General features: G+C 49.5%; 9 protein-coding genes. 5 read left to right on the top strand and 4 right to left on the bottom strand.

Annotation, left to right across the window (positions count from 1 at the left end):
- Nucleotides 1–120: 120 nt before the first annotated feature.
- The gene (locus tag L691_RS0101055; protein ID WP_036734567.1) at nucleotides 121–792 is read right to left on the bottom strand and encodes a tetratricopeptide repeat protein; all 672 of its coding nucleotides are present in this window, start codon (nucleotides 790–792) and stop codon (nucleotides 121–123) included.
- Nucleotides 793–1445: 653 nt separating this feature from the next.
- Here L691_RS0101055 and L691_RS0101050 point away from each other — a divergent pair.
- Nucleotides 1446–1751, top strand: coding sequence for an RCC1 domain-containing protein (locus L691_RS0101050; protein ID WP_025688221.1), 306 nt, complete (start codon nucleotides 1446–1448; stop codon nucleotides 1749–1751).
- A complete protein-coding gene (locus L691_RS27455) occupies nucleotides 1714–2331 on the top strand; it encodes a stalk domain-containing protein (RefSeq protein ID WP_036734564.1) in 618 nt (205 codons plus the stop codon). Before L691_RS0101050 ends, L691_RS27455 begins: the two co-directional genes overlap by 38 nt.
- A gap of 454 nt (nucleotides 2332–2785) precedes the next feature.
- Here the strand turns inward: L691_RS27455 and L691_RS0101035 are convergent, their stop codons facing one another.
- A complete protein-coding gene (locus L691_RS0101035) occupies nucleotides 2786–2995 on the bottom strand; it encodes a hypothetical protein (protein ID WP_025688218.1) in 210 nt (69 codons plus the stop codon).
- 233 nt (nucleotides 2996–3228) lie between these two features.
- On the opposite strand from L691_RS0101035, the gene psiE reads away from it, so the two are divergent.
- Nucleotides 3229–3636 (top strand): phosphate-starvation-inducible protein PsiE, encoded by a 408-nt coding sequence (psiE, locus tag L691_RS0101030; RefSeq protein WP_025688217.1) that lies wholly within the window; start codon nucleotides 3229–3231, stop codon nucleotides 3634–3636.
- A 259-nt stretch (nucleotides 3637–3895) separates the two neighbouring features.
- Here psiE and L691_RS0101025 read toward each other — a convergent pair whose 3' ends face one another.
- Nucleotides 3896–5248 (bottom strand): DUF2252 domain-containing protein, encoded by a 1353-nt coding sequence (locus L691_RS0101025; RefSeq protein WP_025688216.1) that lies wholly within the window; start codon nucleotides 5246–5248, stop codon nucleotides 3896–3898.
- A gap of 247 nt (nucleotides 5249–5495) precedes the next feature.
- Here L691_RS0101025 and L691_RS0101020 point away from each other — a divergent pair, with 247 nt between their 5' ends.
- On the top strand, nucleotides 5496–6440 hold the full coding sequence (locus tag L691_RS0101020; protein ID WP_025688215.1) for a nucleoside hydrolase: 945 nt from the start codon (nucleotides 5496–5498) through the stop codon (nucleotides 6438–6440).
- A gap of 275 nt (nucleotides 6441–6715) precedes the next feature.
- The gene (locus tag L691_RS0101015) at nucleotides 6716–7666 is read left to right on the top strand and encodes a methylenetetrahydrofolate reductase (protein WP_036734560.1); all 951 of its coding nucleotides are present in this window, start codon (nucleotides 6716–6718) and stop codon (nucleotides 7664–7666) included.
- A gap of 140 nt (nucleotides 7667–7806) precedes the next feature.
- Here L691_RS0101015 and thiE read toward each other — a convergent pair.
- On the bottom strand, nucleotides 7807–8365 hold a 559-nt coding region (thiE, locus tag L691_RS0101010), incomplete at its 5' end, for a thiamine phosphate synthase (protein ID WP_025688213.1).

Below are 8365 nucleotides of genomic sequence, written 5' to 3'. Positions count from 1 at the left end.
GGCGGACTGGCTGCGCAGCTTTATATCCTAGCCGCTCTGGCCGATGACGAACAAGAACCTCCGCAGATGCCTTGGTAGAAGCACCGGGGGTTCTTGTATGCTGTACCGGATTTTTTAGGGCTAGCTTATTCTTCCGAAGAAGCTGCGCACCGCCCAGCCGCGCTCTTGACGCTTCTTGTATCTCGGCAGCGAACGGTAGACATCGATAGACTCGGTAAAAGCCTGCTTCGCTTCGGTATTCTGACCGAGCGCCTTGTACATCGAACCGAGCAAATAATACGCTTCGCTGGAGGAAGACTGAATCTCCTTGAACTCGTGCAAATAATGAAGCGATTTATCGCGGTCACTCTGCCGGAAGCCTTCCGCAAGCCGGAGATAAGGCTGACCGTACTGCACTCTCTGGTTGATCTCCAGTCCGCGCAGCATCTGGCTTTCCCCTTCCTCCAGCTGTCCAAGCTTTATATTCGCATATCCCAGATCGACCCAATATTCGGCGGACTGCTCGTAGCGGTCCCCTATTTGCAGCAGAAGCTCTTGCGCTTCCCGGAATTTCTTGCGTTCGGCCAATAGACGGGCCAGCTCGAACTTGGAAGAAACATCATTGGGGTTAAGCGAGATTTGTGTGCGTAGTCTGGAGCTTTGTCTTGCTCTGCGAAAAGGCCGGGCGATACTCGGGAAGATCCCCACGTAACGGCGGTCGATAAAATACAGCACCGCAAGCAGGATAATCAGCGCGAGAAACGGATTCCCCACCAAATTCCACAGAAGCATAAAACCGATAAATTTAACCATGATTCCCCTCCAAAAAATAGTGATGCCCGTATGTCTGCAATAGGCAATAATTCACATTATTATATCATTCTTTTCAGCGGCAGAAAATGGCAGCTGTAATTGCGGCCATAGCTTCGATTCGAACCGCAGCGGGGAGCGATGGGCAGAATACTGCAGAAAAGACCTGCAACGGTGCATCTTTTTACGTCTTCACCTCTCATCAATAATTACATGCCTGAAAAAGTGCAGTTTTTTACACGTTCACCTGCAATTACAGTTACAACAGCCCCAAATGCCTGTACGTTAGCAGGAATTTCCTGTTCACTTACGCTTTCGATGAAAAAACCTGCACTATAGCTGGTTTGCAAGACAGTTGTTTTGCAAGACGCTGCGCTTAAAAGTCACGATCACTTGATATTGCCCTATTACGCCAAAGCTCCGTTATTTCGGGTTAGGACCTCTACCCATACAAATGTACCATTTTATCCTGTGATAACTTACCCTCACAAAAATCCGCATCCCATGACCCTGATCATTGATCGTAGTTCATTTGTCAGCTCCTGATAAGCCGAAAGAACGGTTTTGGGCTGAATCAGGAAACTTTGTTCCGCTTCGCCGCGTCTATAGATTAAAGCATTTCAGGCTGTAATGGCATGGAGAAGGGAAGAGACCAGATGTCTATTAAGAAACGAATGAAACATCTGTCAGGTCTGTTGCTTGCCTCTACAATAGTATCTGCTGCACTGCCGGTTTCTGCGGAGGCGGTTCAGTCTCCGGTGTTCTCCCCGGCAAAGCTGTCAGGGATCAAGGAAATTGCGGCGGAGCCCGGCTTCTGGGGCGGCAGTGCCTTTGCTCTTGGCAAAGACGGCGCAGTCTGGTCATGGGGAAGCAATTATTCCGGTCAATTTGCGAATGGAACCGCAGGGCCGGCGAATTGGAGCAATGTGCCGCATAGGGTCGCCGGACAGCGGTATTTCTAGGCTGACGCTAAATTTCGGAGGGCTTGCGGCGATCAGGAAGGACGGCTCGCTGTGGACATGGAAGCGGGATTACTTATCTGACAAGCTGGCCTTTACGAGACCCCGTCAAATGAATGGGATTCAAGGGCCTGTCTCCTTCGCCGAAGGTGAGAACAGCCACTACGCCGTACTTGCGGATGGAACGGCAATGTCCTGGGGAACGAATCTGTTCGGTCAGCTAGGTATTGGCGTGAATGAATCGCGTCCTTTCACGGCTTCACCGATTGTAAAGCCAGTTTCTCTTCGGGTAGGCGGTGTACTGCTGAATCCGACCCAACCGCCGCTTTATAGGGACGGAAAGCTGTTCGTTCCGCTTAAAGCCGTCGCCGAAGAGCTGGGTTATACGATCAAAGCCGCAAATGACGGATCTATTACCATGATAGGTCATGGCCGGAGCATCGTTGTGCCGACTGCGGGGTCCTTTAAAGTCAGTTATACGCTGCTTGTGCCGGCGGAAGAGCTGGCGCAAAGCTTGGGTACTTCGCTTAAATGGGACAGCAGAAGCTATGAAATTTCCTTTACGAATCCCAGCGAACAGTAACAGCCTAACCGCTTAGGACAGAGGGTCTGGGACTTGCGGGATAGGCTGCAGTACGGTGCTTGTGACTATACAGCTATTTTTCCGGAAATGCATTAAAAATGTTTAAGTATGGAAAGAATCGGGTAATAAACACGCAAACAAAGAGCGAACAGCAATGAGCGAATAACAAAGGAGGCCGAGGGCAATGATCTTATCGGTACATAACATTATGACATTCAATGAGCAGTATTTCAGGCCACATCCATCTGTCACCCAAAAGCGGGAAATCGATAATGAAAAAAGCCGGAGCTTTCAGGACATCCTCAATGAGAAGATGAGCTCCGGCGGTGCGAATTTGAATAAAAATAATCGGTAAACTCAAAAAATAGGCCGGTGACCCGCCATGATGACGGATTGCCGGCTTTTTGCTGTCCAGCGCGTTATTCGCAGACCGCCGGACCCATTCATGCATAAACTATCTTACCTCGAAGAATTCGCAGTCTTTTCGCGAGTAGTAGGTCAGGTCGCTGACTTTTGACTGGATGATGACGTCCGTATCGGTGAAACGGATCACCGTCGCGCCTGAATTGATCAAGTGATCATTCTGGAACACGCGAACGGGAAGCTGCCGTTCCATCGCCTCCTGAAAGTCGCGGTCGGTGATCAAAGGTCGGTTAATCGGCATAAATAAAGTTCCCCTTTTGGCGTAATAATGGGCAATTGAAAGGTATAACCAGTATACCCGCGAACGGTCCGCAATGCCAGTCTGCCCGCAAGCAGCGCCGCAAACCCCCCGTAACCGCATAAGTAAAATTCATATCTAGAGTCCTCTCATAATTTCCGCCTTTGAACATAGACTTGCTTTGAAAACGAAATCTCCATTATACTTGTGGAAACTTTCAGGCGGGAGGTGATCTTGTGAAGACAAAAAATAATATCGCGTACATTCCGATTATTCTGCAATGGGCACTTAATGTGGCGCTGGTCGTATTAGCACTCATCCTTGTCATCCTGCTTGGTAAGGAGACGATTTATATTTTCGGCTTTATCAATGATGGCGAGCATCTGACCAAAATAGACTTGCTGGAGGCTCTGCTGATTTATTTTTTGTATTTCGAGTTCATTGCCCTGATTATCAAGTACTTTGAAGCTCATTATCATTTCCCGCTCCGTTACTTCGTCTATATCGGCATTACGGCGATGATCCGGCTCATTATTATTGATCATGAAAGCCCATCGGACACATTGATTTATTCGGGTGCCATTCTGCTGCTGGTGATCACGCTGTATATCGCCAACAGCAATCTGCTTAAGAGAGAAAGCTGACGAGACGTTATGATCACCGCTTAATTTGGAGTAGTATCAACTTGAGCACTCGGTATGGACGCTGCGCGAACGGATCGTTGTTCCAATCGGACACAAAGGCGACGGCTGCCGCTTTTCCACAATCGCTCCGTCCTCTCCGCTGCTCATCACGAAATCTTCTACGATATCAAAACACAAAAGAAGCCTTACTTTGGCAAAATGGAAGTGTCGAGCAACCATTCCAAAGGAGGGCTTCTTTTTTGTGACAGCCTCGTTCTTTTTATATCGAGTCATTACCTGATCCATAGCCGCCCGATTCCGCCCATTCCTTGAACAGCTTATAATCGATCTCTACCTGGTCGGCATAGGCGGCGGCCCAGTGCGATAGGTGACGGGCGGGAAGATCGGGGTCCGGTCCCATTGCTCTGGCGATTTCTTTCTCGCTGTGATAGGGGAGAAGACCTTTGTTCACATCGGCGTCCGCCCTGGCGTGCAGCTTGGCCGTAAGCCGGGCCATGATTGTAAGTGTGCGCTCCATGTCCTCGAACGAATCGATTTCCTCAAGCTTAATTCTTTTTTTGTAGGGCGAACGCTCTCTGACATAGAAATGCCGGTCATCCATTGTGAAGAAGCCGAGGTAGGGGTCGGCTTTATGATGCATGGCCTGCTGGGTTGCCGTGACACGCTTGCCCTGATGCCCGAAATAATGCCAGAAGGATTCTGAATACGGCATGAAATAAGCTGGAATCGGAACGCGCACCTCTTTGGCCTCCAGAACCGCGTCCTCCGCGCCCTTTTGCCCTTCACCCTCGATCAATATATAGTAGCGGTCCAATCCGATTGATGCCGTCCCTGAACCGTGCTTCACCGCGATATCCTTGATTTTATAATGTTCGGGAGCTTTTTTACGGGAATTCAGCGTATCCTGATAGAACGGCCAAGCATGCTCCAGCATCTCCTGTTCGGCCGCGCCGGGCACTTTCAGCTCGTCTGTTTCGAGGAATATCCGGTCATCCTGCATGAGCGAGGTCACTTTGTCCAGAAAATGCGCGCTTTTGCGTTTCTCCAGCTTTTTCAGCAGCTTCTTCACCGGACCTTTGGCCGAATCCTCATCGATGATGAATTTGCCCGGATCATCCTTTTCATCACAAAAATTCTGAATCTGTTTGTAATATTCCTTTACATACGTTTCGATGCCGTTCCACTGTTCTTCAAGGCTGTAACCGAGCTGTCGGCAGACTAATGAAATGCTGACGGACATCCGCAGGAGGTCGTAGAGGTAGGAGCCCATATAGCCTTCGTCAAAATCATTGACATCATAGACGAGATTTCCGTCTTCGCTCCGAAAAGCGCCGAAATTCTCGAAATGCAAATCTCCTTGAATCCAGGTTGGACGCTCGGGAGAGGAGTGGTAGGGGAAATACTGGCGTGTGGCATCAAAATAAAACAAATAGGCGCTTCCGCGATAAAAGGAGAACGGACTCAGCAGCATTTTATTGTATTTTTCCGCTCTGTCGCCGTTGCCAAGCTTCATAATTTTGCCGTCAAACTCATTAAAAACCGAGATCAGCGCTTGCTGCCGCAGCTTTGTGCGTGTACGAATGACTCCCTCGGTGATGCTTTTGTCGATCATGCGGGACCTCCTGACAGTTATTTGAATCTATTGTCTATCGTAACCTGTTTGTTTTCATTTCGCAAAAAGATAGAGGATGCTATATAATCTCACATCTATTTAATTTTTAAGCAAAAAAGTTTATAAATTATTCGTTCCTTGTTATAATAGGCTTCGATTGAGCAGAATTTCATAGAATCATCTGTGGTAAATGTCACATTTTATTACAGGAGAGCTGCTGAAATTAGTGAGACGGAGTGATGATCATATGGAAAAACGTAAAATACTGATGATAGACACCGATACGGCTGGCGATGATTGTACCGCTCTGCTGCTGGCGCTTCGCTGGCCGGGAGTGGAGGTCAAGGCCATTACAACGGTTGCGGGCAACATTCCGCTGCACCTGTGCACGCGCAATGCGCTGACCACGCTGGAAACGGCGGAGCGTTCCGATGTGCCGGTGTATCCCGGCGCGGTCAAGCCGCTGATGCGGGGGCTGTTCACCGCCGAGCATGTGCATGGCCCGGACGGGATGGGCGGCTCGAACTTTCCCGAGCCTTCGCTGAAGCCTCAGGAGGAGCATGCGGCCAATGCGATTGTCCGGCTGATCAACGAGTATCCAGGAGAGATCGAGATGATCGCGCAGGCGCCGCTAACCAATCTGGCGCTTGCCTATTCGCTTGACCCGTCCATTGCCGGAAAGCTGAAGCATCTGTGGGTGATGGGCGGAGCGAATAATTATATAGGCAATGACAGCCCGGCGGCGGAATTCAATTTCCTCGTCGATCCTGAAGCGGCGCATATCGTCGTCCATGCCGGTTTCAATCTGACGATGGTCGGCTGGGATGTGTGCCACCGGCAGCCGGTCATGGCGGAGGAGCATCTCCGCTTGATCGAATCCATGGATACCGAGTTTGCCCGTTTCTACATGAAGGTGCTGCGGACCAATATGGAACGGGGGCTTAAGCAGCTCGGATATCGCCGGCTGTCCCATCCGGATACGCTTACGGTCGCCATGGCTATCGACAACCGGGTCATGGCCCGGTCGAACCGCTTTTACATCGATGTGGAGCATAAGAGCGAGCTAACCAAAGGCTACAGCCTTGTCGACCAGAACAATATCCTAAAAAAGGAGCCGAATGCCGAGGTGTGCCTTGAGGCCGACCTTGAGCTGTTCCGGGAGATGATATTTTCGCTGCTGAAGCAGCGGTGACATATAAAAGGATTTGAGAAATTTGAGTTGAATTAATATTAATATTGATGAACTTGAATAATGACATCAGGGTAAGGAGTAACGAAGGGGAAGTTTGGAACTGTAGGAGCGATAGCGACCGCCTTTGTCTCCGGATTTCATCCATATAGAACGGTTTCAATCAAGAAATCTGGGGACAACAGCGGCCGGAAGTCCAAACATTCCTCGTAGTTACGACTGATATCTGATGAGAAAATATTAAGTTCATCTAATTTAGAGATTGGCAGGTTGAAGATATGAAGAATAGGCTGAAAGAAAAAATAAGGAATAAAGAGACCGGCATTTTAACATATGGAATGACGCCGCCGAAGGCAACCCATCCCCCGGAAAAGATTGCAGAAATTTCACAAAAGCAGTGTGAAAGAATTCGTGATCTGGACATAGACGCCTTAATTCTTTACGATGTTCAGGAAGAAGCGGATCGAATGGAACAAGAAAGACCTTTTCCCTATTTACAGACCATTGACCCGACCACGTATAGTAATGTGTATCTCAGTCAATTATCTGTTCCAAAAATTATTTATCGCTGCGTAGGCAAGTATTCGGAAGCACAGCTGACGGATTGGATTAAATCCGATGTGGATCAGGACCGGTTCACTGTGTTTGTGGGCAGTTCTTCCAGTCAGCAAAAGGTTAAATTGGATTTGACAGAAGCCTATCGTTTAAGCAACCAGCATAATCGGGATTTAACTTTTGGGGGAGTTGTCATTCCCGAGAGACATATGAAAAAAAATGACGAGCATATACGGGTAGCCAATAAAGTACAAAGCGGATGCAGCTTTTTCGTATCGCAGGCAACTTATGATGTAGAGGCGTCGAAAAATTTCTTGTCCGATTATTTTTACTTCTGCACAAATAACGGGCTGGAAATGGTGCCCATTTTATTTAATATCGCACCTTGCGGTTCTCCAAAAACGCTTGAATTTATGAAATGGCTCGGCATAAGCATTCCGAAATGGCTGGAGAACGACTTGAAATACTCCAGTGATGTATTGGATAAGTCGATAGGATTGACTCAAAAAATCTTTGCGGAACTACTGGAATTTGGATTGGAGAAGGGAATACCTGTCGGATGCAGTGTAGAGAGTGTCTCGACAAGGAAAGTAGAAATAGAAGCATCGGTCCAACTGGTTAAGGATATCAAATCGATCTTGGATAAAAAGCTGAGCCAGGCCGCTGTAATCTAGGCTGGACAAGCCGCGGCAAAACGTAAAAATGACATTCAAACCGTTGTTGGTTTGAATGTCATTTTTTGTATAGTTATAGTTCCTCGCTGGAGCGAAGCGAATGGAAGACGATTGATCCGCTCGGGCCTGCCGGGCGCGGCTTACCGGGCGGCAAGCCGCGCAAACGCTGCCGCCGCTGCCTGCGGATGATCGGCCCCGGCAATGGCCGAAATGACCGAGACGCCGTCCGCACCCGCCGCAAAGACGCGGGCGGCGTTGTCTGCGGTAATACCGCCGATGCCGACAAGGGGAATGGTAATTCCTGCTTTGCGCAGATTCTGAATCAGAATCGTGCCCTGTACCGGTCTGGCGTCGTCCTTCGAGGATGTAGGATAGACCGGGCCGATTCCGAGATAGTCGGCCCCGTCGTCAATGGCCTGCCGCACCTCCTCAGGCGTATGCGCGGACACACCGATGATCTTACGGCTGCCCAACTTCTCGCGAAGAACCCGTGCCGGCTCGTCGTCCTGGCCGACATGCACGCCGTCGGCGTCAAGCTGAATCGCCAGGTCGATATCGTCGTTGACGATAAATGGCACGCCATGTGCGCGGCATATCCCTTGAAGCTCCCGCGCCAGATTAAACTTGGCCTCGCCGGTGAGCGCGCCGGGACCTTTTTCGCGGAATTGGAAAATTGTGACCCCTCCGGCAATCGCCTCC

It is taken from the genome of Paenibacillus zanthoxyli JH29 (genome assembly GCF_000520715.1).
GTDB lineage: Bacteria > Bacillota > Bacilli > Paenibacillales > Paenibacillaceae > Paenibacillus_AQ > Paenibacillus_AQ zanthoxyli.
The sequence above is the reverse complement of the archived record's forward strand: the minus strand, read 5'-3'. Positions and strand labels throughout refer to the sequence as shown.

Excerpts from the sequence above, each read along its gene's own strand:
- L691_RS0101025 (WP_025688216.1), bottom strand. The coding sequence starts at position 5,248 with ATGATCGACAAAAGCATCACCGAGGGAGTCATTCGTACACGCACAAAG.
- L691_RS0101015 (WP_036734560.1), top strand. The coding sequence starts at position 6,716 with ATGAAGAATAGGCTGAAAGAAAAAATAAGGAATAAAGAGACCGGCATT.
- L691_RS27455 (WP_036734564.1), top strand. The coding sequence starts at position 1,714 with ATGTGCCGCATAGGGTCGCCGGACAGCGGTATTTCTAGGCTGACGCTA.
- L691_RS0101055 (WP_036734567.1), bottom strand. The coding sequence starts at position 792 with ATGGTTAAATTTATCGGTTTTATGCTTCTGTGGAATTTGGTGGGGAAT.
- L691_RS0101020 (WP_025688215.1), top strand. The coding sequence starts at position 5,496 with ATGGAAAAACGTAAAATACTGATGATAGACACCGATACGGCTGGCGAT.
- L691_RS0101035 (WP_025688218.1), bottom strand. The coding sequence starts at position 2,995 with ATGCCGATTAACCGACCTTTGATCACCGACCGCGACTTTCAGGAGGCG.
- L691_RS0101050 (WP_025688221.1), top strand. The coding sequence starts at position 1,446 with ATGTCTATTAAGAAACGAATGAAACATCTGTCAGGTCTGTTGCTTGCC.